We start from the raw sequence: 25,777 nt of genomic DNA on the forward strand, positions 1-25,777 counted from the left end.
GCTCCTCGGCGTGGCCGTGGGGGCCTGACGCGCGGTCATGCCTGGCCGAGCGCCTCCAGCAGGCGGTTGAGGGGGCTGTCGAGGCCGTACTGGTCGGCCAGCCGTACGAGGGAGTCGGGGTCGCGGGGCTTCTGCGGGAGCGTCAGGTCGGCCTCGGGCAGCGGCGCGTCCGAGGCGACCGCCACCACGGCGGGGGCGACCCGCAGGTAGTCGCGGGCGGCGGCCAGCTTGGTGCGGCTGCCCGCCGGGAAGCCGTCCGTGGCGCCCGCGTCGAGGGCGTCGAGCAGCGCGCCGAGCGAGCCGAACCGGGTGATGAGCGCGGCCGCCGTCTTCTCGCCGACGCCCGCCACGCCCGGCAGGCCGTCACTGGGATCGCCGCGCAGGGTCGCGAAGTCGGCATAGGTACGGCCGGGAATGCCGTACTTGCCCGTCACGAACGCCTCGTCGACCGTCTGCAGGTTGCGGATGCCCCGCACGGTGTACAGGACGCGCACCGGGCGGGCGTCGTCGACCAGCTGGAACAGGTCGCGGTCGCCCGTCACGATGTCGACCGCCCCGCCGGCGCGGTGGGTCAGCGTGCCGATCACGTCGTCGGCCTCGTAGCCGGGCGCCTCCAGCCGGGCGATGCCGAGCGCGTCGAGCACCTGCTCGATGACCGCGATCTGCGGCACCAGCGCGTCGGGCACCTCCTCGACGTCGCCGTGGGCGACCCGGTGCGCCTTGTACGTCGGGATGGCGGCCACCCGGAAGGCGGGGCGCCAGTCGGCGTCCATCGTGGCGACCAGCTCGGTGGGGGAGTGGTGGCGCACCAGGGTGGCGATCATGTCGATGAGGCCGCGCACCGCGTTCACCGGCGAGCCGTCGGGCGCGGTGATCGACTCCGGGATGCCGTAGAAGGCGCGGAAGTACAGCGACGGGGTGTCGAGAAGCATCAGCACCCGCCTATGGTCGCACCTCCGCAGGTCGGCCGCCCACTCCCGGCTCGGACTCCCAGCCCCGCTCAGCTCTCGCCCAGCCCTCCGCCCAGCCCCACCGCGAGCAGGCAGGCGTCGTCCTCCGGGTTGGGGCCGCCGATGCCGGCCAGCAGCCGGTCCAGCCCGGCGTCCAGGTCGCGGCCCGGCAGCTCGCAGGCCGCCGCCGTGGCCAGCGCCAGGCCCTCGTCGATGTCGCGGGTGCGCCGCTCCACCAGACCGTCCGTGAACAGCAGCAGCACGTCCCCGTCGCGCAGCCGCGTGGTGGCCAGGCCGTACGGCTGGTCGGTCGCGCCGAGCAGGACGCCCTTCGGCTGGCCCAGCGGGCCCGCCACGCCGTCGCGGACCAGGATCGGCGCCAGGTTGCCCGCCTGGCTCCAGGTGAAGACCCGGCTCGCGGTGTCGAGGTGCCCGATCACCGCGGTCGCCGTGGTCTCGTGCAGCCGGTGCATGACCAGCTCGTTCAGCCAGGCCAGCAGCCGGTTCGGCGGCTCGCCGGTCATCGTCAGGCCGATGAGGGCGTGGCGGAGCTGCGCCATGTGCGCGATGGCGGGCAGGCCGTGGCCTGAGACGTCGCCGATCGCCAGCAGCACCCGGCCGTCGGGCAGCGCCGCGGCCTCGAACCAGTCGCCGCCCAGGTTCGAGGTCTTCTCGGCCGGCACGTAACGGACCGCGATCCGGGTGCACGGCAGGTCGAGGCAGCCGACCGGCTTGGGCAGGATCGCCTCGCGCAGCGCCAGCATCACGTGGCGCTCCTCGGCCGCCTTCTCGCGGGCCTCCAGCAACTGGCGGCGCGACTCCGACATGATGCGCTCGGCGCGGCGGCGGCCGGTGATGTCCTGGACCACGCCGTGCACGCCCTCCGGCCCGCCGGGCGCCATCAGCGGCTCCAGCACGACCCGTATGTTGCGCAGCTCGCCGCCCCGCCGGATGCGGAACTCCGCCTGCACCGGCTCCACGCCCTGCACGACGCTCCACAGGAGCTGGTCGAGCGCGCCCAGGTCGCCGGGCTCGACGTGCGCCGCCAGGTCGGGCAGGCGGATCGGCCCATCCTCCCGGTCCCGTCCGAAGATCAGGTAGACGTGGTCGGACCAGGTGGCCGTCCCGGTGTGGAGGTTCCATTCGGCCCAGCCCATGTTGCCGAGGCGTTCGGCGTGCGCCAGGCGTACGGCGAGCATCTCGGCGTCGCGCTCGGCCGCGGGCGGCTCCGCGAGTTGCCGGACCAGGTCGGCCGCACTCATCGGGCGGCGCTGGTGGCTACCCCAGACGTCGACCATGAGCCTCTCTCTCGAAACGCGGGTGGAAGGGGACAATTGACACCACAGTACGTGACTGTCTGTGGGCGGAGTGTAGCCATGGCTTACCGCGTTGTGAGAGCTTTTCGCGGATTTTAGGAGGAGCGGTCCGAGTAGATTGTGCCTGTGACGTCCTCAGACTTGTATCCCGTGTCCCGGCTGGCCGCCGTCCAGGAGGCCACCGCGAAGTCCGGCCTCGACGCCCTTTTGCTCACCCCTGGCCCCGACCTGCGCTACGTGAGCGGCTACGACGCCAAGCCGCTCGAACGGCTGACCTGCCTGGTGGTTCCCGCCGCCGGCGAGCCCTACATGATGGTGCCCCGGCTCGAACTGCCCGCCGCGCAGGCCTCGCCCGCCTCGCGGCTCGGCCTGGACTTCATGGCGTGGGACGAGATCGACGACCCCTACCGCATCGCCGCCGCGCGGCTCGGCCGGGTGGCCAAGGTGGGGCTGGCCGACCGGATGTGGGCGATGGCGTCGCTGCGCTTCCGCGAGGTCATGCCGGAGGCCGAGCAGGTGCTGGCCGGGAGCGTGCTGCGCGAGCTGCGGATGCGCAAGTCCCCGGCCGAGGTGGCGGCGCTGCGCGAGGCGGGGGAGGCGATCGACTCGGTGCACCGGCGGGTGCCGGAGTTCCTGCGGGCCGGGCGCACCGAACGTGAGGTCGGCCGGGACATCGCCGAGGCGATCCTGGCCGCCGGGCACGAGACGGTCGACTTCGTCATCGTCGCCTCGGGCCCCAACGGCGCCAGCCCGCACCACGAGGTGTCCGACCGGGTCATCCAGGCGGGCGAGCCGGTCGTGGTCGACATCGGCGGGCAGTTCCACAGCGGCTACTGCTCCGACTCCACCCGTACGTACTCCGTCGGCGCCCCGCCGGCCGACTTCGCCGAGTACTACGAGGTGCTGCGCCGCGCCCAGGACGCCGCCTGCGCCGCCGTACGTCCGGGCGTGCCGTGCGAGTCGATCGACGCGGCGGCCCGCGACCTGATCGCCGAGGCGGGCTACGGCGACTACTTCATCCACCGCACCGGGCACGGGATCGGCGTGGAGACGCACGAGGAGCCGTACATCGTGTCCGGCAACGCCGAGCCGATGGAGCCGGGCTTCGCCTTCTCCGTCGAGCCGGGCATCTACCTGCCTGGCCGGCATGGGGCGCGCATCGAGGACATCGTGGTGTGCACCGAGACCGGGGGCGAGCGGCTGAACGTCACCTCCCGGGAACTGGTGATCGTCTGACGGTCCCGTGACGCCTGCTCACCGGCCCCGTGGGCCGGGCCGGTGAGCGGCGAGCGGGGCGCGCTCTTCAGGCGATGGTGAAGAATTCCAGCAGTTCCGGGGCGAGAGACTCAGGCGCCACGTTGTGGGTCTGGCCCTCCAGGATTCTGTGGACCGTACGGGGCACGGTTTCGGCGACCGCTCTTCCCGCCTCGGCCATCCACCGAGGGCTGTCCCCACCCGTCAGTACGAGCACGGGTTGCGCGATCGAGGCGAGGACCTCGGCGGGCAGGGCGTTCCCCGGCCCCAGGACGGCGGCCTCGTACGCCAAGGTGTGGGCGATCTCCTCCAACTGCGGCCAGGAGGGCTGGACACGCATCGCGGCCACCGCCTCGACGGGGACCTCGGCGGCCGCGACCATGAACAGTTCGGCCGCCTCCGCGCGCCGGCCCCGCTTGACCAGGTCTTCCAGCCGAGCCGCGAAGTCGTACGGCAGACTGGGTGCGCTGTCGTCGACGTGGTACGGCGGCTCCCACACGGCGAGTTTCGCGATGGCCAGCCGCGGAGCGGCGGCCAGCGCCAGGGCGGCGCCCGAGGAGCCGCCGAACACCATGGCCGACCCGCCCGCCGCCTCGATGAGGGCGGCCAGGTCCTCGATCTCACGCTCGACGGCATAGGGCTGGGTGTCGCCGCTTTCGCCACGTCCGCGACGGTCGTAGTTGAACACGGTGAACCATGACCCCAGCGCCTCGGCCACGCCGCGCAGGGTGGGATGGGTCCGGTCGGTGAACGCGCCGTGGACCAGGATGACGGCCGGTCCGGTCCCGGACCGGCCGAAGACGATCGGCGTGCCGTCGGCCGAGGTGACCTTGCCGGTCACGGGATGGCTCATGGCAGGGGCCCCTCAGCCCTCAGGGGTCGCCAGGCACAGAGCGGACCAGTGGTGACCGTCGAGGTCGGCGAAGCCCCGCTGGTAGCGGCCCGCGACGTTCAGCGGCTCACCGACGGCGGTCGCACCCGCCGCCAGCGCCTTGTCGACCAGCTCGTCTACCTGGGCGGGGTTGTCGAGGCCCAGAACCATGATCACCTGTGTGCTCTTGGTCGGGTCGGCGACCTCCGTCCTGGCGTAGGAGGCGAACGTCGGCTCCGTCAGGAGCATGACCTGGGTCTGCTCACTGATCACCACGGACGCCATGTCATCGGTCGCCCCGAAGAAGGGGAAGCCGAGCTCGCCGAAGAACGTCTTCGACCGGTCCAGGTCCTTGACCGGCAGGTTGACGAACAGAGTGGTGGACATCGCTGGGTCCTTTCCTCAGCACCGCGTCTTGCGAACACCTTCAGTCTGCTGATCGCGAGCCCGCGCCGCTTGCACCCTGGCGCCGTCCGATTGACTTTCCGTGCCAGGGCCTTCAGCTCCCCTGCGCGCGGCGATACTCGGCAGGCGGCAGCCCGTACGTGTTCCGGAACAACCGGCTGAAGTGCGCCGAGTCGGGCAGCCCCCATCTGGCCGCGATCACGCTCACCGAGGTGTCCCGGAGGGCGGCGTCGGCCAGGTCCTTGCGGCATCGCTCAAGCCGCCGATGCCTGATCCAGGCGGCCACCGTGGTGTCCCGCGTCTCGAACAGCCGGTGCAGCTGCCGCACGGACACATGGTGCGCGGCCGCGATGGTGGCGGGGTCGAGATCGGGTTCGCCCAGGTGCTGTTCGACGAAGGTGTGGACACGCAGCAGCAGCGTTCGTGATCGCGACTCCACCGGCAGCGTGTCGCTCCGCTCGGCGCGTTCGGCGACGGCCGTGGTGACCAGGTCCGTCACCACGGTGGACAGCCGCGCCGCGCTGGCGGGCTGATAGGTCTCCAGATCCAGCGCCACCCTGCGCAGCAGCGGTGCGGCGAGGGCACCCGTTCCGCCGTCCGTGGTGATCGGAACGGCTGTGAGCCTCGCGATGGAATCGACGGGCAGAGCCAGCATCTCCCGGGAGAAACTGAACACCGCCAGATGCACCGCCGAGTCATAGGCCAGCTCGTACGGCCGCGCGAAGTCGTAGATCGCGAACTCGCCACGCCGGAGCTGCGCCTCCCGGCCGTCCTGCGCCAGAAGCGGCCGGCCCGACATGGCCAGCACCACCCGATAGAGCTCGGGGCTGTCGCGGCGGATAATGCCAGGCGTCCGGTGAACGCTGTGCGGCGTCGAGGTCTGGACGACGCCGACACCCACCGAACCGAGCTGCCCCGCGTCGATCGCGCCCCGCAGCGGCACGTCCGGATCCATCCGCATGTCGAGGGGACCGAGCGTGTCACAGACGATGCTCCGCCACTCCTCGTATCTGCGCGCGGCGGGCACGTCACGGGTACGAATCAGGACAGCCATCCCCACCGCCCTCTCCGTCGGCCAAACCCCGCCAATACTAATGATGCCTTTCAGCGGCGGACAACGCTGACTGCTGCGCGCATCGGGCGACTGGAAAGCGATTACCGCCACTTCGCTGCAGGTTTGCGATGAAAAGAGGTGTATCAGAAGCCTCCGCGCGTGCTCTGGGAAGTCGAGGGGCAACGGAGGGAGAGGGGATGTTCGTCGGGAGAGCAACGGAGCTCGCCCTGGTGCGCGGGGAATTGCGCGCCGCGGGCAAGGGCGCCGTGCGGCGGATGGTCATAGAGGGGCCCGAGGGCATCGGGAAGACGGCGCTGCTCCGCCAGGCGCTCGGTGGAGAGGCGAATGTGCGGGTGCTGGCGGCGAGCGGGGACGAGGCCGAGCGGCACCTGCGGTACGGGATCGTCCGCCAGCTCGCCGACCAGCCGTGGTCCGTCCTGGACGGCACCGGGCCGGCGAGCACAGGACCGACAGCGACCGGACCAAGGGGGGCCGGATTGAGGGGGTCCGGGCTGGGGAGGGCCGGACTGCGGGAGGCTGGACTGCGGGGGATCGGGCTACCGGGGACCGGGCTGAGGAGCGCCAGGCTGAGGCGGAGCGGCTTGGCGGGTGCGGCGACCAGGAGTGCGGCGACCAGGGGCGCGGCGGCGCGGGACCTGTGGTCCGTGGGGGAGGCGCTGTGCGAGCTGGTCGGGCGTCTGCAGGCCGACGGGCCCGTCGTCGTGTTCGTGGACGACGCCCAGTGGGCCGACAGGGCGTCGCTGCGGGCGCTCGGCTACCTGCTGCGCCGCCTGCGCACCGGCCGCGTCCTCGTGGTGGTCAGCTGCCGTGGCACCGCCGCCGCGTGGCTGCCGGAGGGGCTGCGGCGGCTGCTGACCGGCGACGGCGGGCTCCGTCTCGTCCTCGACGGCCTGTCCGCCGCCGACCTGGCCGGGCTTACGCCGGACCCGCTGACCGAGCGCACCGCCCGGCGGCTGTGTGAGCACACCTCGGGCAACCCGCTGTACGCCCGCGAACTGCTCGCCACCGTCGCACCGACGACGCTGGCCGACCCGGGCGCCCGGCTGCCCGCTCCCGACGCCTACGCCCGGCCCTTCACTCGCCGCCTGCGCGCGTGCGGTGCGGAGACGCGCGCGCTCGTCGCCGCCTGCGCCGTGCTCGGCGAGCCCCATCCCCTGCATGTGGTCGCCTCCGTGGCCGGGATCGTCGGCGAGCCGCTGGCCGCGCTTGAAGAGGCGGTCGACGCCGGGCTGCTCGACGAGCGCCCCGGACGCTTCGTCGCCTTCCCCGACCCGCTCGCCCAGGCCACTGTCTACGGCTCGCTCGGCGCGGGCACCCGCGCACGGCTGCACCTGGCCGCCGCCCGGCTCGTCGAGCACACCGGTACGGCCCTGCGTCATCGAGCCGCCGCGGCGGGTGAACCGGACGAGCAGCTTGCCGAGGAGCTGGCCAGGTACGCCGCCAAGGAGGCCCAGCACGGCCTCTGGCTTGACGCCGCCACCCATCTGGAGCTGGCCGCCGGGCTCTGCGAGTCCACGGCCCGGCGCGACGAGCTGCGTACCGCGGCGCTGAGGCACCTGCTGCTGGGCGGCGACGCCGTCCGCGCGGCCGAGCTGGCCGCGGTGCCCAACGCCGATCCGCGGCCCGTGCGCCGCTACATCCTGGGACGGCTCGCGCTGGCCGCCGGTCGGCTCGACGAGGCCGCCGACCTGCTCGCCGCCGCGTGGCGAAACCGCTCACCCCGCTTGGCCGCCGACACGGCCGAGCAGCTCGCCTGGCTGCACCTGGTCAGGGGGAATCGCGCCGCCGCGGCGACCTGGGCCCGCCTGGCCGCCGAGCAGCCGATCCAGAGCACGACCGGCCGGCCGTACGACGTGCTGGCCCTGAGCACGACCGGCCGGCCGTACGACGTGCTGGCCCTGAGCACGACCGGCCGGCCGTACGACGTGCTGGCCCTGAGCACGACCGGCCGGCCGCACGAGGTGCTGGCCCCGAGCGCGACCGGCCAGCTGTTCGACGTGCCGACCCTGAGTGCGACCGGCCGGCCGCACGATGTACCGGTGCCGAGCACGGGTGCCCTAGGTGGCGGACCTGCGGCAGAGGGCATCCAGGCGGCCGTCGGGTTTCTGCGGGAGGGCGAGGCGGGCGCGGCAGCCGACGTGCTGGTCAGGGCCGTCGCGGCGCGGGATGAGGCAGGGCTGCCGCACCACCGCCTGATCGGCGGCGCGCTGCTGGCCGTGGCCGAGCACTGCGAGGGGCGCTGGGCGGACGCGGTGACCAGGGCGGAGCGGGCGCTGGCCGAGGCGGAGGGGCTCGGCCAGCGCTGGCTGCTGCCCACCCTGCACGTCGTCTGCGTCGCCCCGCTGGCGGCGCTCGGGGAGCACGAACGGGCCCTCGCCCACGCCACCGCCGCCAGAGCCATCGCGCGCTGCCAGCGCAATGTGATGGGCGAGACCCAGGCGGACCTGGCGCTGGGTTTGCTCGGTGCCGGTGCCGGTGCCGGTGCCGGTGCCGGTGCCGCGCCGGCGGGCGCCGACGACCCGTTCGTCCCCGACCACCGGCCGCAGCTCATCGAGACCCTGGTCGCGGAGGGACGCCTGGACGAGGCCGAGGCCGAGCTCGCCACCCTGCCCGGCGACGGCGCGCGGGCGCGGGCGCGGCGGGCTCGGCTCTCCGGGCTGCTCTTGGCGGCCAGGAACGTTCCAGCGGAGGCCGAGGAGAGCTTCACCGCCGCCCTGAGCTTGCTGGAGGGCGCCGGCTGCCCGCTGGAAGAGGCCCGCGTCCTGCTGGACCTGGGCCGGTTATTGCGGCGTACCGGAAGACGCAGGGCGGCCGCCGCCCGGCTGCGGGCCGCCGAGGCCGTCTTCACCCAGCTGGGGGCCCGCCCACTCGTGGCCGGCTGCGCGCAGGAGCTGGAGGCGTGCGGCCTGGAACAGCAGGGCACCGTACGGCTGGGACTGACGCCTCAGGAGTACAGCACGGCCAGGCTCGTCTCCGACGGCCTGACCAACCGGCAGATCGCCCGGGAGCTGCTGATCAGCGTCAAGACCGTCGAGTATCACCTGGGCAAGATCTACACCAAGCTCGGCATCGGCTCCCGGGTCGCGCTCGCCGCCAAGCTGGCCGCGCTGGAGGAGAGCGCCTGACGCCCCCCGCTGAGGAGACCACGACGCCTGAGGCCACGACGCCTGAGGGGAACACGACGCCTGAGAAGGCCACGACGCCGCGCCGGAGGAGGGGACCGGCGCGGCGTCGTACATCTGGTTATATGCGCGTCCATGAGGTGACGATCGGCGCGCCTCCATCGGGGGTGACGCGGAGGCGGAGCGGGCCACGGACCAGACCGTCGGCGGTGAAGCGGCCCAGCTCGTCGGAGCGTACGAGAAGCACCTCGTCGGGCCGCTGGAGGCCGATCTCCGCGGGCCCCTCCGGCGACAGCCGCCCCACCAGGCGGGCCGCGGAGACCTCCAGCTCCACCGCCACGCCGCCCGCCTCGAACGTGAGCAGCCGCGGCTGCCCCGCCCCCCTGACGACCCTGGCCGAGGGCTCCTCGTCCCAGGAGTCGAAGGTGAGCGCGGCCAGCTCGGCGTCGAGCGTCCGCAGCGTGAACGCCTGCATGGCGTCCTCGAGCAATGCGGGCGGGACAGGGTCGAGCACCTCGGCGATCTCCCGAAGCTCATCTTCCAGCTTGCCTTCCGGATCGCCTTCCAGGTCGGCTTCCAGCTGGTCTTCCAGGTCGAAGCTCTCATCGTTCATTCAGCTCACCTGCGTATTCCGGTCACTCCGCGCTCCGCCACCAGCGTGCGGAGTCGCTGGAGGCAGCGGGCCCTGATCGGGCCGATGCTGCCCACCGCGATGCCCAATCCTGACGCGATCTCCTGATAGGTGGGGCGCGGAGAGGCGATCAGCAGCCGCAGCAGGCGGCGGCAGCGATCCGGCATCTCCTCGAAGGCGGCCCACACCACCAGCGCGCGCTCGGCCTCGGCGACGGCCTCCTCCGCCTCCAGCATCAGGCGCTCGGGGGAGCGCTCGTCGATGTCCGCCCCCAGCAGCCCCATGTCGCTGATGGGCGTGGCCCGCCCGCTCGCACGGATCACCCGCAGCGCCTCGTGCCTGGCCGTACTGGCCAGCCAGGCCCCCACCTTGTCCGGGTCCCTGAGCCGGGTCAGGTTCTCCGCCAGCCGGAACCACGTCGTCTGGCAGACGTCCTGCGCGTCGGACGCGTTGACGAGATAGGCGCGCGCCACCGCCCACACCAGGCCGCTGAGGCGCTGGTAGAGCTCCTTCCAGGCACCGGAGTCCCCTTCCGCGGCTGCTCTGACGAGGGCTGCGGTCTCGTCCACGGCGGTCCTTCCCTGTCCTGGAACATCCTGGAGCATGATATTTCGTGAGACGCTCCAGAACAGGGAGTGGTTGAGTCATCGCAGAAAACCACTGAGATCGGGTATCGCCAGCTGTCCCGCGATGAGCTGCCCGGCCGCCTGCCGAGACGTCACCCCGGCTTCCGACATGCGCGCCGCGATGAGTCCGGCGATGAACGGCGTGGCGAACGACGTGCCGCTCCACTGCGCGATCCCGCTGAACTTGACCACGTCCCCCTCCGCCAGCGGCGCGACGCAGGTACAGCCCGGATACAGCGGGACGACCGGGTGGAAGCGGCAGGTGGTGTTGTGCGGGTAGTCGTACTCGTAGTCGCCCGAGGTATAGGCGTTGATCAGGCGCTCACCCGGCGCGTACACCGTCACCCAGTCGCCGTAGTTGCTGAAGCACGCCCGGCCGAGCCCGTCCTCGCGCAGCGCGCCCACCGAAAGGATCACGTCGCCGGTGGTGTTCACCGCCTCCGCGGCGAACGCGGCCGGCCAGAAGGGGACGGTGTCGCCGTCGTTGCCGGCCGCGGCCACCAGCAGCGTCTCGGGGTGCGTGGCCAGCTCGTCGATGAAGTCGGCCAGGCCGAGCAGCGCCTGGGCGTCGTTCGTCCTGGTGCCCGCCGACAGTGACAGCACGTCGGGCCAGCCGTGGGTGTCGAGCGTCTGCAGCAGGAGCAGGCCCAGCTGGTCCTCCTCGACCGCGCCGCCGTACGGGAAGCCGTTGAGGACGCGTACGTCCGTACTGGGCGCCACGCAGCGCAGCACGCCCGCGATGAACGTGCCATGGCCGACGTACGGCTTGATGAAACCGTCGGCGTCCACCTCTTCGGCCAGGGTGGTGACGTCGCCGTCGACCATCGGGATGTTCGGCTGGCCGGAGCTCTGCGCCAGCCACTGGTGGTCGAGGTAGTCGTGCACCAGCCCGGTGTCGATCACCGTGACGTGCGCGTTCTCACCCCTGTCGCGGCCCGCGATCGGCGGCTTGAGCGGTTCGCCGCTGGGCACCGGCTCGTCGCCCGGGCACAGGTTGACGCCCGAGACCGTGACGAAGTGGACCAGCGTGCCGGGGATCTTGGCCTGCCTGAGCACGGCCAGGGCGCGGAAGACGTCCCGTGATCCGATGGACAGCCGGCGTACCGTGACCCGCCCCGCGTCCCGGTCCGGCGGCCAGACCACGCGGACCGGCTCCGCCGACGGGAGACTCGCCTGAATGCCCTGGATGGCACGTTCCACGTCAGGCGCGCGTACCAGGACGTGCTCGGCGAGGTAGGCGAACTCCGGCAGGACGTCGGAGTCCGGGGTCGCGCCCTGCGGCCCGGCCACCGCCACCCTGCCCGACGGCAGCGCGTCGTTGAGGATCTCGAGCTGTTCCCAGAAACGCATGTCGCGTCCGTTGCGTGGTGTGCTCATCTTTCGGGACCTCCTCGATGGGTGACTGCGCGCCTGCCATGTATGAGCGGCGCACCCCCTTCCTGATACACGTGCCGCGTGGACGCCCGGATGACCCGCATCTACCATCGACTCCGTGTCTGGGGAAACGGCGAGGGATTCCCGGATTCCGGATGATCCGCACGATGTGCTGGCCATGGTGTTCGCGCGTCCGCGACAGGCCATGACGGCCGCCACCGCCATGCTCGCCCACGGCCGCGGGCCGTACGAGAGCTCGATAGCGCGTCAGGCGATCGGCATCCTGCGCCGCGAGTTCGGCGACCTCGACGCGGCGATCCGCGAGCTGCGGCAGGCGGTACGGCTGGCACGGCGCTCCGGCTCGGCCGACCGCGAGGCCGACGTGCTGGCCACGCTCGGCATCGCGCTCCTCCAGCACGGCCGCACCAGGCCCGGCCTGTCCGCCCTCGACACGGCCGCCGCCCTCTCTTTAGGCACCACCCGGGCGCGGGTACTGTTCCGGCGGGCCGGCGCCCGCTGGATCCTCGGCCGGCACGGCGAGGCGCTCGACGACCTCGAGATCGCCGCTCCGGCGCTGCTCGGCGCGGGCGACACCGTGTGGGCGGCCCGTGCGCTGACCCTGCGCGGGCACGTCCGGCTCGCGCGCGGCTCGGTCACCCTGGCGGAGGAGGACTTCCGGGTCGCGCAGCGGATGTTCGCCACCACCAGCCAGGAACACGACTCGGTCGTCGCCGTCCAGAACCGCGGCGTCGTCGCCTTCCGCGCGGGTGACCTGCCGCTCGCGCTGGACCTCCTCGACGAGGCCGACCGTGGCTTCCAGGCGCTCGGCACACCCATGTTCGACCTGGCCGCCGACCGGTGCGCGGTGCTGCTGGCGGCCGGGCTCGCGCGCGACGCCCTGGCGCAGGCCGACGGGGCCCTGCGGCACCTGGCCCGGCTGCGCGGGCAGGCGACCATGCGGGCCGAACTGCTGCTCCTCGCCGCCAGGGCGGCGCTGCTATCCGGCGATCCGGGTACGGCCCGCGCGCGGGCGGGGGAGGCACGCACCCTGTTCGCGGGGCAGCGGCGCGCCTGGTGGGCAGCGCATGCCCGGCTCATCCTGGTCCAGGCGGCCCTCGCGGAAGACACGGCCTTGGCCGGGGGCGTGATGCCTTCTGGTCCTGTGGTTGGGCGGGCGGTGTCTTCCGGTCCTGTGGTCGGGCGGGAGGCCGGAAGTGCGGTGTCTTCCGAGTCTGTGGTCGGGCAGGCGGTCGGGGGTGCGGCGCCCGCCAGGCCGCTGGCGGAGGCCAGGCGGATGGCGGAGCGGAGGCGGTTGGCGGAGGCGCGGCGGCTGGCCGTCAAGCTGGCGGAGCTCGGGTCGCCTGAGGTGTGGCAGGCGCACCTGCTCGCGGGCCGTGCGGCGCTGGCGCTCGGCAGACGGCGGGCGGCCGATCAGCACCTGGCGCAGGCGGCGCGGGCCCGCCACCGCGGCTCCGCGACGGCCAGGGCGGGCGGCTGGCTGGCCGAGGCGCTGCGTGCGGAGGCGGCCGACCGGCCCCGGCGGTTGCTGCATGCCTGCCGGGCCGGGCTGGCGCTGATCGAGGAACACCGCCTCGCGTTCGGTTCGCCGGAGCTGCGGGCCCTGGCGACCGCCCACGGGGCCGAGCTGGTCACGCTCGCCCAGCGGCACTGGCTGCGCGCGGGGCGGCCCCGGAGGTTGCTCGACTGGACCGAACGATGGCGGGCGACCTCGCTGGCCGTGCCCCCCGTACGGCCGCCGGACGACCACTGGCTGCTCGCCCAGCTCGCCGCGCTGCGCGAGACCGACCATCTGCTCGGCCGGGCACGGTCCGAGGGCGCCTCGTCGGCGGCCACGCTGGAACGCGACCGGGACCGGCTGGAGGCACGGGTACGCGCCGCGACTCTGCGCGTGCGCGGCGTCGACGGTCGCGATGACGGTCGCGAGGATGATCGCGGCGACGGGTCGGCCCCCGGCGGCGGGCGGCTCCTGACGGCTGTCGGCGGTGGAGAGCTCCTGGCGGCGATCGGTGGCGGCCGGTTGGTCGAGCTCGTGATCGTCGACGGTGTGTTGCATGCGCTGCTGTGCGGCGATGGGCGGGTACGCCGGTTCACGGTGGGATCGGCCGCGTCGGCCGTCACGGAGATCGAGTTCGCCCGCTCGAGACTGCGGCGGCTCGCCTACCAGAGCCGCACCGACCCAAGCGAACTCGCCCGCCTCGGAGCCCGACTGGAACGCGCCCTCCTGGGCCCTGTAGCGGGCCGCCTGAGCGACGGACGGTCAGTCCTGGGGCGGTCGGATGACGGGTCGTCAGACCTTGGGCGGTCCGGCGGTGGGTCGGCCCCTGCCGGGTCGCGAGCCTGTGAGACGCTAATCGTGGTGCCGCCCGCGACGTTGCACGGGGCGCCGTGGGGGTTGCTGCCCGCGCTCCGGCGCCGGGCCTTCAGCGTGGCGCCGTCGGCGGCGGCCTGGTTGCGCGCCAGGTCGGTCGTCCCGCCCGCTGACGGGGGCGTGGTGCTCGTACGCGGCCCCGGCGTGGCGAACGCCGACGGCGAGGTACGCTCCATCGCCGCGCTGTACGCCGAAGCCGCAGGGCCAGCCGCTGGTCCGGCCCCAGGCCTCGCCATCGGACCTGCCACAGGCCCTGCCAGCGGGTCCGCCGCTGGTCCGGCCACCGGATCCGCCACCGGACCGACCACCGGCCCCGCCACCAGGTCTGTCACTGCGTCCTCCATTGGGTCCTCCACTGGGTCCGCCGGGCCGGTCACTGTGCTGGCCGATGGTTCGGCGACGGCTCAGGGGGTGCTGGGGGCCATCGACGGGTGTCATCTCGCGCATCTGGCGGCGCACGGGACGTTCCGGGCCGACAGCCCCTCCTTCTCCTCGCTGCTGCTGGACGACGGCCCCCTCACCGTGTACGACCTCGAACGGCTCCGCCGCGCCCCCTACCGGCTCGTGCTGTCGAGCTGCGACTCCGGGCAGGTGGCCGCGGTCGGGGCCGACGAGGTGCTCGGGCCGGCCACCGCGCTGCTCCACCTCGGTACGGCCGGCATCGTCGCGAGTGTCGTCCCGGTGAACGACGCGGCCGCCGTGCCCGTCATGGTGGCTCTGCACGACGGGCTACGGCGCGGGCTCGGCCTGGCGGAGGCACTCAGTGAGGCCCGCGGCGACGACGTCTCGTTCATCGCGATCGGGGCGGGTTGAGGGGGCGGGTTGAGGCGCGGACTGAGGGGGCGGGTTGAGGAGGCTGAGGAGCAGGCCCACAAGTGGCGGAAAGGATGGCTGACAGAGCGGCCCGAACGGTGGATGCTGAACACGGTGGATGACGTGGGGGTGACAGTGCGGCGTGACTGTGGGGGTGCTGCGGCCGTGTCCTTACCTTGATCAAATGTGGATGATCATGTGAAAATTCGCCAGTAGCGGCAGAAATGCCGGTTTGGGGGGTCGTCGCCCATGATCCGCATGCCGATCGAGCGGCTCTAGGATGCCGGACGACGAGTTGAAAGAAGCGTACGAGCTGGGCTCGGCGTGCGCGCTCGCCGCGGAGTGCGGCCGGGATCTACGTCGTTGCGCCCAGATGTACGGCGGGCTGTTCCCACGGGCGGTCTTCGACTCCGACTTCTACACCGCGCTGGCGCTGACCGGCGCCTTCAGCGCCCCCTGGGCCACGTCCGAAGCGCTCAAGATCGTCAACCGGACGTCGCTCTGGGTGTCGGCCGTCGACCGCCTGGTGGACCACACGACGACGACGCGTTCTCAGGTGGAGGCGCTGATTCGCGACTGTCTGGACGTGGCCGACGGCGCGGCGCCGCGGGCCGCGGTCACCCGCTTCCTGGCCGACCTGCGCGACGAGCTGGCGACGGTCAAGGACTTCGAGGACCTCCACCCGCTCTGGCGCGACCAGCTGGCCGGCATGTTCGACGCGATGGCCAGGGCGTGGGTGTGGCGTGACACCCGGGCCGTCCCCACCTTGGCCCGTTACCTGGACAACGCCGACAGCCGGGGGTCCTGCTTCGTGGATCTGTCGCACTGGATCTACGCGGGCGACGAGTGGGACAGGCGCCATCTGGAGGAGCTGCGGGCCGTCAGCGCGCACGTGCAGCGCTATCTGCACCTGCTGGGCGACCTCGCCTCCTACCGCAGGGACGTCAGCTGGGGCGGCCTGAACGTGCTGATGCTCGGCGTCAGCCACACCGAGGTCACGAACGCGATGGGGAAGCTGGCGCGCGAGGCGCTGGAACTGCTCAAGCCGGTACGCGAACGCAGTCCGCGCACGGCCGCCTACCTGCGGCGACAGATCGGGTTCAACGCCGGTTTGTACGGTATTTCCGGCTAGGCCCTCTGAAGCCGTTACGGTCTCGCAACCTCCCATGACAGGGGCCTTTACCCTTGGATGAACGGGATGCGAATAACTGGTCTAGATACGACAAACCGTGACATATTGATTCCCGAGGATGATTGTGGCTTGAGTGGAATATGTGGCGTTGCTAGGGTGTCTCGATGCCAGGCACGTGGCTCGACCTTTTCTCTGCGCCTTGACAGGTTCCACTGACCACGGCTCCTCGGGGCGGATTTGTGCATGCGCGGCACGGCCGCGGAGGGATGTACAGGCGGTGCTGGATGGACTTCGGTCGCTCTGATCGATGGCGGTTGCCGACCGCGATCAAGATTCTGATCGCGGGCGGGTTCGGCGTGGGCAAGACCACCATGGTGGGCGCGGTCTCCGAGACCCGTCCCCTGCGCACGGAAGAAGCGCTCACGCATATCGGCGTGGACATCGACGACCTGTCGGGCGTCGAGGCCAAGCCGACCACCACCGTGGCGATGGACTTCGGCCGGATCACGATCCGCGACGACTACATGCTGTACCTGTTCGGCACGCCCGGCCAGGAACGCTTCTGGTTCGTCTGGGACGAGCTGGCGATGGGCGCCCTCGGGGCGGTGGTGCTGGCCGACACACGGCGGCTGGCCGACTCCTTCCCGGCCATCGACTACTTCGAGCGGCGCGGGCAGCCGTTCGTGGTGGCGCTCAACTGCTTCGACGGCGCGCGCCCCTTCACGGTCGGCGAGGTACGGTCGGCGCTCGGCCTCGAACCGGAGATCCCGATCGTGCGCTGCGACGCCCGCAAGAAGGACTCCGGCCGGGAAGTGCTCATCACGCTGGTCGAGCACGCCATGCGCCAGGGAGCCACCCCGGTCGGGACCATGTCGTGACCATCACCGGCTACCTTTGACCGATGGAGGAGATCGACCGCCAGATCGTCACGCTGCTCGCCAGGGACGGCCGGATGAGCTTCACCGATCTGGCCAGGGAGACCGGGCTCTCGGTCTCGGCGGTGCACCAGCGGGTGCGCCGGCTGGAGAAACGCGGAGTCGTGCGCGGCTATGCCGCGATCATCGACTATGACGCGATCGGGCTGCCGATGACGGCGTTCGTGTCCATCAAGCCGATCGACCCTGCCGCCCCCGATGACGCGCCCGAGCGGCTGGCCCACCTGGCCGAGATCGAGGCATGCCACAGCGTGGCGGGCGACGAGAGCTACATCCTCAAGGTGCGCGTCGCCACGCCGCTGGCACTGGAGGAGCTGCTGCAGCACATCCGCGCGTCGGCGAACGTCTCCACACGCACCACCGTCGTGCTGAGCACCCCCTACGAGCACCGGCCGCCCGAGGTGGCGGGCGACGGCGCCGACGGTCCGGCGCCCGCTCCGGCTTCCCCTGCCTGACGACGGGCTGCCGGTCCTGGGCGGGCTCGCGCTGTCCGACGATGGGCCGCCAGACCCGGATGGCCTCGCCTCGTTCGACGACGGGCCCCCGCTGCAGCTAGCGGGATCTGTTCGGCATTGCCGAACTGCGCTACGGTGTGGGGCGTGGGAGAGACCATCCAGTCCGTCGAACGGGCCGCCGGCATACTGAGGCTGCTCGCCTCCGGCCCGCGCGAGCTGGGCGTGGCCGAGCTGGCCCGCGCGATGGGCCTGCCCAAGGGCACCCTGCACGGCATCCTGCGCACGCTCGTCCATGTCGGCTTCGTCGAGCAGGACGAAGCCACGGGCCGTTACCGGCTCGGCGGCACGCTGCTGCACCTGGGCAGCAGCTACCTCGACGTCAACGTGCTGCGCACCCGCTCGCTCAACTGGGCCGACGCGCTGGCCGGGCGCAGCAGGGAGAGCGTGTGGATCGGCACCGCGCACGAGGGCGGCGTCCTGGTGGTCCACCATGTGTTCAGGCCCGACGACAGCATGCAGGTCCTGCAGGTCGGCACCCTGCTGCCCGCGCACGCGACCGCGCTGGGCAAGGTCCTCCTGGCGTACGACCCGTACGGCGACGTGGGCGCGGCATTCCACGCGCCGTCCGCCCCGGAACCCACGGCATCACCCAGTACGGCGTCCGCCACAGCGCCCAGCGCAACACCCGGCATGCCGTCCGCCACAGCGCCCAGTGCGGCGGCAGGCGGCGAGCTCGCCGCCGAGGGGTTGGCCGCCTTCACGCCCAGGACCCTCACCCGCGCCGACGACCTGGCCAAGGAGCTGGAGCTGGTGCGCGGCCGGGGATGGGCCTGCGACGTGGAGGAGCTGGTCGAGGGCGAGGTCTCCATAGCCGCTCCCATCCGGGACGCGCGCGGCGTCACCGTCGGCGCCATCGGCGTCAGAGGCGCGGTCGAGCGGCTGGCCGAGGGCGGCGAGCCGAGCATCACGATCGTCTCCTACGTCCGCGACGCCGCCCGCGCCATCACCCGCGACCTGAGCCGGTGACGTGTTGACACGCCCGGCCCGACCGCAGCTAGGATTTGGGCAACCGTTCGGTAATGCCGAACACATCGAAGTGAGGAAGCCGTGCCTGGACCGCATTACGTCGCCGCCATCGACCAGGGCACCACGTCGAGCAGGTGCATGGTGTTCGACCAGGACGGCCGGATCGTCTCGGTGGCGCAGCGGGAGCACCGGCAGATCTTCCCCCGGCCCGGCTGGGTCGAGCACGACGCCGCCGAGATCTGGGAGGCCGTCCAGGGCGTGGTGGCCGAGGCCGTCACCGGCAGCGGCATCGACTTCGGCCAGCTCGTCGCTCTCGGCATCACCAACCAGCGCGAGACCACCGTCCTGTGGGACCGCGACACCGGGCGGCCCGTGGCCAACGCGATCGTCTGGCAGGACACCCGTACCGACGCCCTGGTCCGGTCCCTGTCCGAGCACGAGCAGCTCTTCCGTGAGAGGGCCGGGCTGCCGCTGGCCACCTACTTCGCCGGGCCGAAGATCCGGTGGCTGCTCGACGAGACCCCTGGGCTGCGGGAGCGGGCCGAGCGCGGCGACGTGCTGTTCGGCACCGTCGACAGCTGGCTGATCTGGCGGCTGACCGGTCGCCACGTCACCGACGTCACCAACGCCAGCCGTACGATGCTGATGAACCTCCGCACCCTGAGCTGGGACGACGAACTGCTCGCCGCGCTCGGCGTGCCACGCGCGATGCTGCCGGAGATCCGCCCCTCCGCCGAGGTCTACGGCACCACCGGCGACGGCGTGCCGGTGGCGGCGGCGCTGGGGGACCAGCAGGCGGCGCTGTTCGGCCAGACGTGCTTCGGGCCGGGCGAGACCAAGAGCACCTACGGCTCCGGCAGCTTCCTGCTGATGAACACCGGCACCGAGCCCGTCGCCTCCAAGCACGGGCTGCTCACCACCGTCGGTTATCAGATCGGCGACGCCCCCGCCACGTACGCGCTGGAGGGCTCGATCGCCGTCACCGGCTCGCTCGTGCAGTGGCTGCGCGACAACCTCGGCCTGATCTCCAGCGCCGCCGAGATCGAGACCCTGGCGGGCACCGTCGAGGACAACGGCGGCTGCTACTTCGTCCCGGCGTTCTCCGGCCTGTTCGCCCCGCACTGGCGCTCCGACGCGCGCGGGGTCATCGCCGGGCTGACCGGGTTCGTCACCAAGGGGCACATCGCGCGGGCCGTGCTGGAGGCGACCGCCTGGCAGACGCGCGAGGTGGTCGACGCGATGAACGCCGACGCCGGGCTCGCGCTCACCTCACTGCGCGCAGACGGCGGCATGACCGCCAACAACCTGCTCATGCAGATCCTGGCCGACGTGCTCGCGGTGCCCGTCGTACGCCCGATGGTGTCGGAGACCACCTGCCTGGGCGCCGCGTACGCGGCCGGGCTGGCCACCGGCTACTGGCCCGATACCGACAGCCTGCGGGCCAACTGGCACAAGGCGGCCGAGTGGCGGCCGAAGATCGGCCAGGACGTCCGCGACCGCGAATACCGCAACTGGCGCAAGGCCATCGACCGAAGCCTCGACTGGAGCACGCCATGACCACGACCGCCTCCCGCGCCGAGACCCGCGAGGAGCTGTCCAGGGGCACCTACGACCTGCTGGTCATCGGCGGCGGGATCCTCGGGACCTCCGTCACCTGGATGGCCGCCCAGGCGGGCCTGCGGGTCGCCATGGTCGACGGCGGCGACTTCGCCGGGGCCACCTCCAGCGCCTCCTCCAAGCTCGTCCACGGCGGCCTGCGCTACCTGCAGACGGGCAACGTCAAGCTGGTCGCCGAGAACCACCGCGAACGCCGGGCGCTGGCCGGCGACATCGCCCCCCACCTGGTCAAGCCGCTCTCCTTCGTGGTGCCGGTCTACCGGGGCGGCCCGCACGGCGCCGCCAAGCTGGGCGCGGGGGTGTTCCTCTACTCGGCGCTGTCGGTGTTCGGCGACGGGCTCGGCCGGGTCATCACCCCGCACCAGGCGCTGGCCAGGGTGCCCGCGCTCCGCTCCGAGGGGCTGCGCGCCGCCGCCGTCTACGGCGACCACCAGATGAACGACAGCCGGGTCGCGGTGATGACCGTGCGCGCCGCCGTCGACGCGGGCGCGGTCGTGCTCAACCACGCCGAGGTCGTCGGCCTGCGCGAGAGCGGCGGCACGGTCTCGGGGGCGGAGCTGCGCGACCGGCTCGACGGTACGGAGTTCGGCATCGGGGCCGGCCTCGTACTGAACGCCACCGGCCCGTGGGTGGACCACCTTCGTCGGATGGAGGACCCCGGGGCCGCGCCGAGCATCCGCCTGTCGAAGGGCGCCCACCTGGTCATGCGCCGCCACGAGCCGTGGAAGGCGGCCCTGACCACCCCGATCGACAAATACCGTGTGTCCTTCGCCATCCCGTGGGAGGACCACCTGCTGCTCGGCACCACCGACGAGGCCTACGAGGGCGAGCCCGCCGACGTGCGCGCCACCGACGCCGACGTGGCCCAGATCCTCGACGAGGCCGGGCACGCCGTACGCGAGTCGCAACTGCGGCGCGAGGACATCACCTACGCCTTCGCCGGGCTGCGCGTGCTGCCGGGCGGCCCCGGCGGCGTGTCGTCGGCCAAGCGGGAGACGGTGCTCAGCCGGGGCAAGGGCGGCATGCTGTCGGTGGCGGGCGGCAAGTGGACCACGTATCGGCACATCGGCAAGCTCGTCCTCGACATGCTCGCCCACCTGCCGGGCCACCCGCTCGGCGACGACCTCGCGGCCATCCTGCCCGCCATGCCGCTGCCCGGCCTGGCCAGCCCGGACGCGGTCGCGATGCGCCTGTGGACCGACCGCGAGCCGGGCACCCGGATGGACCCGCTGGTGGCCCGCCACCTCGCCTCGCACTACGGCTCGATCGCCTTCGACCTGGCCAGGCTCATCCGCGACACGCCCGCGCTGGGCGAGCGGATCCATCCGGACGGGCCGGACATCTGGGCGCAGGCGGTCTACGCGCGCGACCACGAGTGGGCGGCGACGGTCGACGACGTCGTACGGCGCCGCACCACCCTCACGGTCCGCGGCCTCGACACCCCGGAGGTCCGCACCCGCGTCGAGACACTCCTCACGGGCGGCCCGGTTCCCGCGTCCTGACCACCGCGAGGGCCCGTCACCGCGAGGGCCCTCACCGCCAGGGCCGGTCGCTGTCCAGGCCCGCTCCCAAAGCGCCACTGCCAAGGCGCGGCGGGTTCGCGGGCCCGTCAGGTCTGTTCGTAGCGGGCGCGCAGGCGGGTCTTGGCCAGGTCCGTCGCGCCCAGGTGCTCCAGGCCGTTGAGAGCGGCCCCGACGATCGGCGGGACGTCGGCGACCACCAGCTTGGCCCGCGGCGCCCTGGCGGCGAAGGAGGCGTCCAGGAGGGCCGTGAGGAGCGGGTCGCGGGCCCGGAGGATGCCGCCGCCCAGCACCACCTCCGTGGGCGTCTCCAGCAGGTCCAGGCGGCGCAGGCAGACCTCGGCCAGCACGGTGATCTCCTCCGCCTGGCGTTCCACCAGCGATCTGGCGATCGGGTCGCCCGCCGCGGCCGTGGCGAAGACGCCCGGCGTGAGCTCGTGCAGGCGGCCTTCGTCCAGGCGGCCGAAATGGAGCTCCAGGATCAGCTCCTCGACCGTGCGTACGCCGAAGTGCCGCGTGCACAGCTCCGCCAGCGCGGTCGCCGGACCGCGACCGTCCTCGGCGCGGGCGGCGTGCCACAGCGCCTCCTCAGCGACGCCCTGGCCGCCGCCCCAGTCACCGCTGAGGCGCCCGAGGGCGGGGAAGCGGGCCACCTCGCCGGTGGGGGAGACGCCGACCGCGTTGATGCCCGCACCGCACACCACGGCCACGCCCCAGGAGTTCGAGGCGCCCGCCCGGAGCAGGGCGAAGGTGTCGTTGCGGACGGAGATGTCCGGGCCGAAGCCCCGGTGGGCGAACTCGCGGGCCAGGGCCTCCTCCTCGACTGGCAGATCGGCCCCCGCCAGATAGGCCGCCACATGATCGAACCGGCCCACGGCAACAGGCCGGTCGGGAGAGTGGGCCGGGGAGGGGTCCGGCGAGCGATCAGCGGAACGGTCCGGGGAGGGGGCGGCGGAGGGGTCCGGCGAGCCGTCCGGGCCGAGGGCGCCGTCCGGCGGCAGTTGCGCGAGCGCCTGCCGTACCGCCTCCTCCACCGCGTCCAGCGCCGCCGGAACCCCGTCGCTCTGCGGCGCGAACGGCCCCGCGCGGCCGGTGGCCAGCACATCGCCGTCCTCCGTGACCAGCGCCACGTCGGTCTTGCTGTTGCCGCCGTCGACCGCGAGGACGAGCCTGCGGTGCTCCACTACCTCACCTGGCCACAGCGAGTCGTCCACGGCAGGTAGGCGTGGTTGGCCTCCAGCAGCAGGCCGGTCAGCTCCTCGGCGGTCGCGTCCTGCCCGATCAGGGGATGGGCCAGCAGGGCGTCGCGTACCCGGTCCGCGCCGCCATGCAGGGCCGCCTCGAGGGCGAGCGTCTCGTAGGCGGACACGTGCGCGATCAGCCCCGCGAACAGCGGCTCGACCGGCGGCACCGGCAGCGGCGCGGCCCCGTCGGCGGTGACGTGCGCGGGCACCTCGATCACCGTCTCGTCGGCCAGGAAGGGCAGGGTGCCGTGGTTGCGGACGTTCACCACATGGGTGCCGGGACGGTCGCCGAGCAGGGAGGCGATCAGTGCGACCGCCGCCTCGGAGTAGTAGGCGCCGCCGCGCTCGCCCAGCAGCGCCGGCTTCTCGACGACCGACGGGTCGGCGTACATCTCCAGCAGCTTCGTCTCCATCGCCGCGACCTCGGCCGCGCGCGACGGCTTGGCCCGCTGTTCCTCCACGACCGCGTCATGATCGTAGAAATAGCGTAAATAGTACGACGGCACCACACCGAGCCGGCGGAGCAGTTCGGGGCGCCCCAGGCCGTCGGCCAGCGACTCCGCGTGCTCGGCGAGCAGCGATGGCAGCACGTCCTCGCCGTCCAGGTACACGGCCCGTTCCCAGGTCAGGTGGTTGAGCCCCACGTGGCCGAGCGAGATCCGCGACGGCGGCACGCCCAGCAGGCCGGCGACGTGGCGCTGGAAGCCGATCGCCACGTTGCACAGCCCGATCGCCCGGTGCCCGGCGTCCAGGAGCGCGCGGGTGACGATGCCGACGGGGTTGGTGAAGTCGACGATCCATGCCTGCGGCGCGTGCGTACGCACCTTCTCGGCGATCTCCAGCACGACCGGCACCGTGCGCAGCGCCTTGGCCAGCCCGCCCGCGCCGGTCGTCTCCTGCCCCACGCAGCCGCAGCGCAGCGGCAGCGTCTCGTCCACGTCGCGCGCCGCCTGCCCGCCCACACGCAGCTGGAACAGGACGACCTGGGCCCCCGACACGCCCTCCTCGACGGATGAGGTGGCCAGCACCCGGGCCGGATGCCCGGCATGTGCCAGCATGCGGCGCGCCATCCCAGAAACCACCTCAAGTCGCGATAAATCGGGATCTATGAGTGCGATTTCCGAGACCGGCAGTTCGTCGCGGAGCCGCGCGAACCCGTCGATCAGCTCGGGCGTGTACGTCGAGCCGCCCCCCACCACGGCCAGTTTCAACCCTTCACTCCCGTCAATGTCACGCCCTCGATGAAGACCTTCTGGGCGAAGAAGAACACGATGATCACCGGTGCCATGACGAGCAGCGTCGCCGCCATGGTCAGGTTCCACTGCACGCTGTGCAGCGCCTTGAACGAGGCCAGCCCCACCGACAGGGTCCAGCTGTCGAGGTTGGTGGAGGCGTACAGCAGCGGCCCGTAGTAATCGTTCCAGCAGTAGAAGAACTGGAACAGCGCCACCGCCGCGATGCCCGGCCGGGCCATCGGCAGGATCACCCGGATGAGCGTCCTGAAGTCGGTGCAGCCGTCCACCCGCGCCGCGTCGGTGTACTCGCGCGGGATCGACAGCAGGAACTGCCGCAGCAGGAAGATCGAGAACGCGTCGCCGAGCAGCATCGGCAGGATCAGCGGCAGCAGCGTCCCGGTCAGGTCCAGCCGCGCCCAGATCAGGTAGATCGGCACCGCGACCACCTGGGGCGGCAGCATCATCATGGTGATGACCAGCAGGAACGCCAGCCTGCGCCCCGGAAAGCGGAACCGGGCCAGCGCGTAGGCCACCGGGATCGACGACACCAGCGTGAACAGCGTGCCGGTCACCGCGTAGATCATCGTGTTGCGCAGCCACAGCAGGATCGGCGACTTGGCGAACACCTCGCCGAAGTTGCCCCAGTTCCAGCTGTGCGGCCATAGTTCGTCGGTGAGCGTCTGGTTGTCGCTCATCACCGCGGTCAGCAGGACGAAGACCAGCGGCCCGATGAACGCGATCCCCAGCGCGACGGCCGCCGCGTGCGTGGCGATCCAGTACAGCACCCTCCTGGTACGGCCACGCCGCTCCCGGGCGCGCCGTCCGGCGGCCCGCGTGGGGCGCGCCACCAGCGTGGCGGTCATTCGGCCACCTCCTCGAACCCGCGGAACTGGCGCAGCAGGATCAGCGTGAACACCATCGACGCCGCGAACAGCACCAGCGCCAGCACACAGGCGTAGCCCATCGCGTAGTCGCGGAAACCCGTCTGGAACAGCCACTGCGGCAGCGTCAGCGTCGACATCTCCGGATAGCCGGGCACGAACGAGGTGCCCGGCGCGTCGGTCACGCCGGCCGCGACCCGGGAGGCGATCATCGCCTGGGTGAAGTACTGCAGCGTGTAGATGACCCCGGTCACCGCCGAGAACATCAGCACGGGACGGATCGTCGGCAGCGTGATGCTGCGGAACTGCCGCCACGCCCCGGCCCCGTCGATGGCCGCCGCCTCGTACAGGTGCTTGGGCACGTCCAGCAGCGCCGCAAGGAAGATCACCATGACGTTGCCGACGCCCCACATGGCCAGCAACGTCAGCCCCGGCTTCGACCAGTCCTTGTCGCCGAACCAGTCGGGCCCGGAGATCCCCACCAGCGCGAGGATCCGGTTGACCGGGCCGGTGGCCGGGTTCAGCAGGAAGACGAACGCCACCGTCCCCGCCGTCACCGGCACCAGCGACGGCAGATAGAACACCGTGCGGAAGAACCCCACGCCCGCCTTCAGCTTCGTCACCAGCTGCGCCACGCCCAGGGCGAACAGCACCTGGGCGGGCACCATGACGACCACCAGCCAGGCCGTGTTCCCGATCGAGATCCAGGCCCGCTCGTCCTGCAGGAAGTAGCGGTAGTTGGCCAGGCCGTTGAACTTCAGCGAGAACAGGTCGTAGTTGAAGAAGGAGAAGTAGACGGTCGCCAGCAGCGGATAGGCGAAGAACACCCCGAACCCCACCAGCCACGGCGACAGCCACAGCAGGGCACGGAACCCCTCCCGGCGCCTGAGCGGTACGCCCGCCACC

Annotated in this window: 21 protein-coding genes; 9 read left to right on the forward strand and 12 right to left on the reverse strand. The window is 72.2% G+C overall.

The genetic code is table 11. The features are described from left to right. Positions 1-35: 35 nt before the first annotated feature. Together AB0C30_RS32290 and AB0C30_RS32295 are read right to left on the reverse strand one after the other, a co-directional pair. Positions 36-932 carry a 5'-3' exonuclease gene (locus tag AB0C30_RS32290; RefSeq protein WP_357952186.1) on the reverse strand — a complete coding sequence of 299 codons (897 nt, stop codon included), beginning with the start codon at positions 930-932 and terminating at the stop codon, positions 36-38. A 68-nt stretch (positions 933-1,000) separates the two neighbouring features. Next, a complete protein-coding gene (locus AB0C30_RS32295) occupies positions 1,001-2,248 on the reverse strand; it encodes a SpoIIE family protein phosphatase (RefSeq protein ID WP_357951750.1) in 1,248 nt (415 codons plus the stop codon). A 144-nt stretch (positions 2,249-2,392) separates the two neighbouring features. Here AB0C30_RS32295 and AB0C30_RS32300 point away from each other — a divergent pair, with 144 nt between their 5' ends. Continuing rightward, positions 2,393-3,502, forward strand: coding sequence for a Xaa-Pro peptidase family protein (locus AB0C30_RS32300; protein ID WP_357951751.1), 1,110 nt, complete (start codon positions 2,393-2,395; stop codon positions 3,500-3,502). 67 nt (positions 3,503-3,569) lie between these two features. On the opposite strand, the gene AB0C30_RS32305 is transcribed toward AB0C30_RS32300, so the two are convergent. The 3 genes from AB0C30_RS32305 to AB0C30_RS32315 form a co-directional block, all read right to left on the reverse strand. Further along, positions 3,570-4,373, reverse strand: a complete 804-nt coding sequence (locus tag AB0C30_RS32305; RefSeq protein WP_357951753.1) for an alpha/beta hydrolase — start codon at positions 4,371-4,373, stop codon at positions 3,570-3,572. Between the two features lie 12 nt (positions 4,374-4,385). After that, positions 4,386-4,778 (reverse strand): VOC family protein, encoded by a 393-nt coding sequence (locus AB0C30_RS32310; RefSeq protein WP_357951755.1) that lies wholly within the window; start codon positions 4,776-4,778, stop codon positions 4,386-4,388. 112 nt (positions 4,779-4,890) lie between these two features. Then, positions 4,891-5,850: a helix-turn-helix domain-containing protein gene (locus AB0C30_RS32315; protein WP_357951757.1), complete on the reverse strand. Its 960-nt coding sequence runs from the start codon at positions 5,848-5,850 to the stop codon at positions 4,891-4,893. 197 nt (positions 5,851-6,047) lie between these two features. Here AB0C30_RS32315 and AB0C30_RS32320 point away from each other — a divergent pair, with 197 nt between their 5' ends. Beyond that, positions 6,048-8,996 carry an AAA family ATPase gene (locus AB0C30_RS32320; protein WP_357951759.1) on the forward strand — a complete coding sequence of 983 codons (2,949 nt, stop codon included), beginning with the start codon at positions 6,048-6,050 and terminating at the stop codon, positions 8,994-8,996. A 118-nt stretch (positions 8,997-9,114) separates the two neighbouring features. On the opposite strand, the gene AB0C30_RS32325 is transcribed toward AB0C30_RS32320, so the two are convergent. The 3 genes from AB0C30_RS32325 to AB0C30_RS32335 all read right to left on the reverse strand — a co-directional run bounded on the left by AB0C30_RS32325 (position 9,115) and on the right by AB0C30_RS32335 (position 11,627). Beyond that, the gene (locus AB0C30_RS32325; RefSeq protein WP_357951761.1) at positions 9,115-9,606 is read right to left on the reverse strand and encodes a hypothetical protein; all 492 of its coding nucleotides are present in this window, start codon (positions 9,604-9,606) and stop codon (positions 9,115-9,117) included. A gap of 5 nt (positions 9,607-9,611) precedes the next feature. Further along, on the reverse strand, positions 9,612-10,193 hold the full coding sequence (locus AB0C30_RS32330) for a sigma-70 family RNA polymerase sigma factor (protein WP_357951763.1): 582 nt from the start codon (positions 10,191-10,193) through the stop codon (positions 9,612-9,614). Positions 10,194-10,268: 75 nt separating this feature from the next. After that, positions 10,269-11,627, reverse strand: coding sequence for a S8/S53 family peptidase (locus AB0C30_RS32335; RefSeq protein ID WP_357951765.1), 1,359 nt, complete (start codon positions 11,625-11,627; stop codon positions 10,269-10,271). 115 nt (positions 11,628-11,742) lie between these two features. Here AB0C30_RS32335 and AB0C30_RS32340 point away from each other — a divergent pair, with 115 nt between their 5' ends. The 7 genes from AB0C30_RS32340 to AB0C30_RS32370 all read left to right on the forward strand — a co-directional run bounded on the left by AB0C30_RS32340 (position 11,743) and on the right by AB0C30_RS32370 (position 21,493). Further along, the gene (locus AB0C30_RS32340; RefSeq protein WP_357951767.1) at positions 11,743-14,826 is read left to right on the forward strand and encodes a CHAT domain-containing protein; all 3,084 of its coding nucleotides are present in this window, start codon (positions 11,743-11,745) and stop codon (positions 14,824-14,826) included. A 295-nt stretch (positions 14,827-15,121) separates the two neighbouring features. Then, complete coding sequence (locus AB0C30_RS32345; protein WP_357951769.1) at positions 15,122-15,958, forward strand: terpene synthase family protein; 837 nt, start codon at positions 15,122-15,124, stop codon at positions 15,956-15,958. A 284-nt stretch (positions 15,959-16,242) separates the two neighbouring features. Further along, a complete protein-coding gene (locus AB0C30_RS32350) occupies positions 16,243-16,836 on the forward strand; it encodes an ATP/GTP-binding protein (RefSeq protein WP_357951771.1) in 594 nt (197 codons plus the stop codon). Positions 16,837-16,859: 23 nt separating this feature from the next. Beyond that, a complete protein-coding gene (locus AB0C30_RS32355; RefSeq protein ID WP_357951773.1) occupies positions 16,860-17,348 on the forward strand; it encodes an Lrp/AsnC family transcriptional regulator in 489 nt (162 codons plus the stop codon). Between the two features lie 144 nt (positions 17,349-17,492). After that, entirely contained in the window at positions 17,493-18,374 is an 882-nt protein-coding gene (locus tag AB0C30_RS32360) for an IclR family transcriptional regulator (protein WP_357951775.1), read from the forward strand. Positions 18,375-18,455: 81 nt separating this feature from the next. Then, a complete protein-coding gene (gene glpK, locus AB0C30_RS32365; RefSeq protein ID WP_357951777.1) occupies positions 18,456-19,931 on the forward strand; it encodes a glycerol kinase GlpK in 1,476 nt (491 codons plus the stop codon). Beyond that, positions 19,928-21,493 carry a glycerol-3-phosphate dehydrogenase/oxidase gene (locus tag AB0C30_RS32370; protein ID WP_357951778.1) on the forward strand — a complete coding sequence of 522 codons (1,566 nt, stop codon included), beginning with the start codon at positions 19,928-19,930 and terminating at the stop codon, positions 21,491-21,493. Before glpK ends, AB0C30_RS32370 begins: the two co-directional genes overlap by 4 nt. A gap of 107 nt (positions 21,494-21,600) precedes the next feature. On the opposite strand, the gene AB0C30_RS32375 is transcribed toward AB0C30_RS32370, so the two are convergent. Genes AB0C30_RS32375 through AB0C30_RS32390 form a run of 4 tightly spaced genes read right to left on the reverse strand, consistent with a single transcriptional unit; the run spans position 21,601 to position 25,776 of the window. After that, on the reverse strand, positions 21,601-22,695 hold the full coding sequence (locus AB0C30_RS32375) for a BadF/BadG/BcrA/BcrD ATPase family protein (protein ID WP_357951780.1): 1,095 nt from the start codon (positions 22,693-22,695) through the stop codon (positions 21,601-21,603). Further along, positions 22,695-23,966 (reverse strand): 6-phospho-beta-glucosidase, encoded by a 1,272-nt coding sequence (locus AB0C30_RS32380; RefSeq protein WP_357951782.1) that lies wholly within the window; start codon positions 23,964-23,966, stop codon positions 22,695-22,697. Before AB0C30_RS32380 ends, AB0C30_RS32375 begins: the two co-directional genes overlap by 1 nt. Further along, positions 23,963-24,853, reverse strand: coding sequence for a carbohydrate ABC transporter permease (locus tag AB0C30_RS32385; protein ID WP_357951784.1), 891 nt, complete (start codon positions 24,851-24,853; stop codon positions 23,963-23,965). Before AB0C30_RS32385 ends, AB0C30_RS32380 begins: the two co-directional genes overlap by 4 nt. After that, positions 24,850-25,776, reverse strand: a complete 927-nt coding sequence (locus AB0C30_RS32390) for a sugar ABC transporter permease (RefSeq protein ID WP_357951785.1) — start codon at positions 25,774-25,776, stop codon at positions 24,850-24,852. The genes AB0C30_RS32385 and AB0C30_RS32390 overlap by 4 nt, the downstream gene beginning before the upstream one ends. Position 25,777 lies beyond the last annotated feature (1 nt).

The sequence above is a fragment of the Nonomuraea sp. NPDC048901 genome (genome assembly GCF_040649695.1).
Lineage (GTDB): Bacteria > Actinomycetota > Actinomycetes > Streptosporangiales > Streptosporangiaceae > Nonomuraea.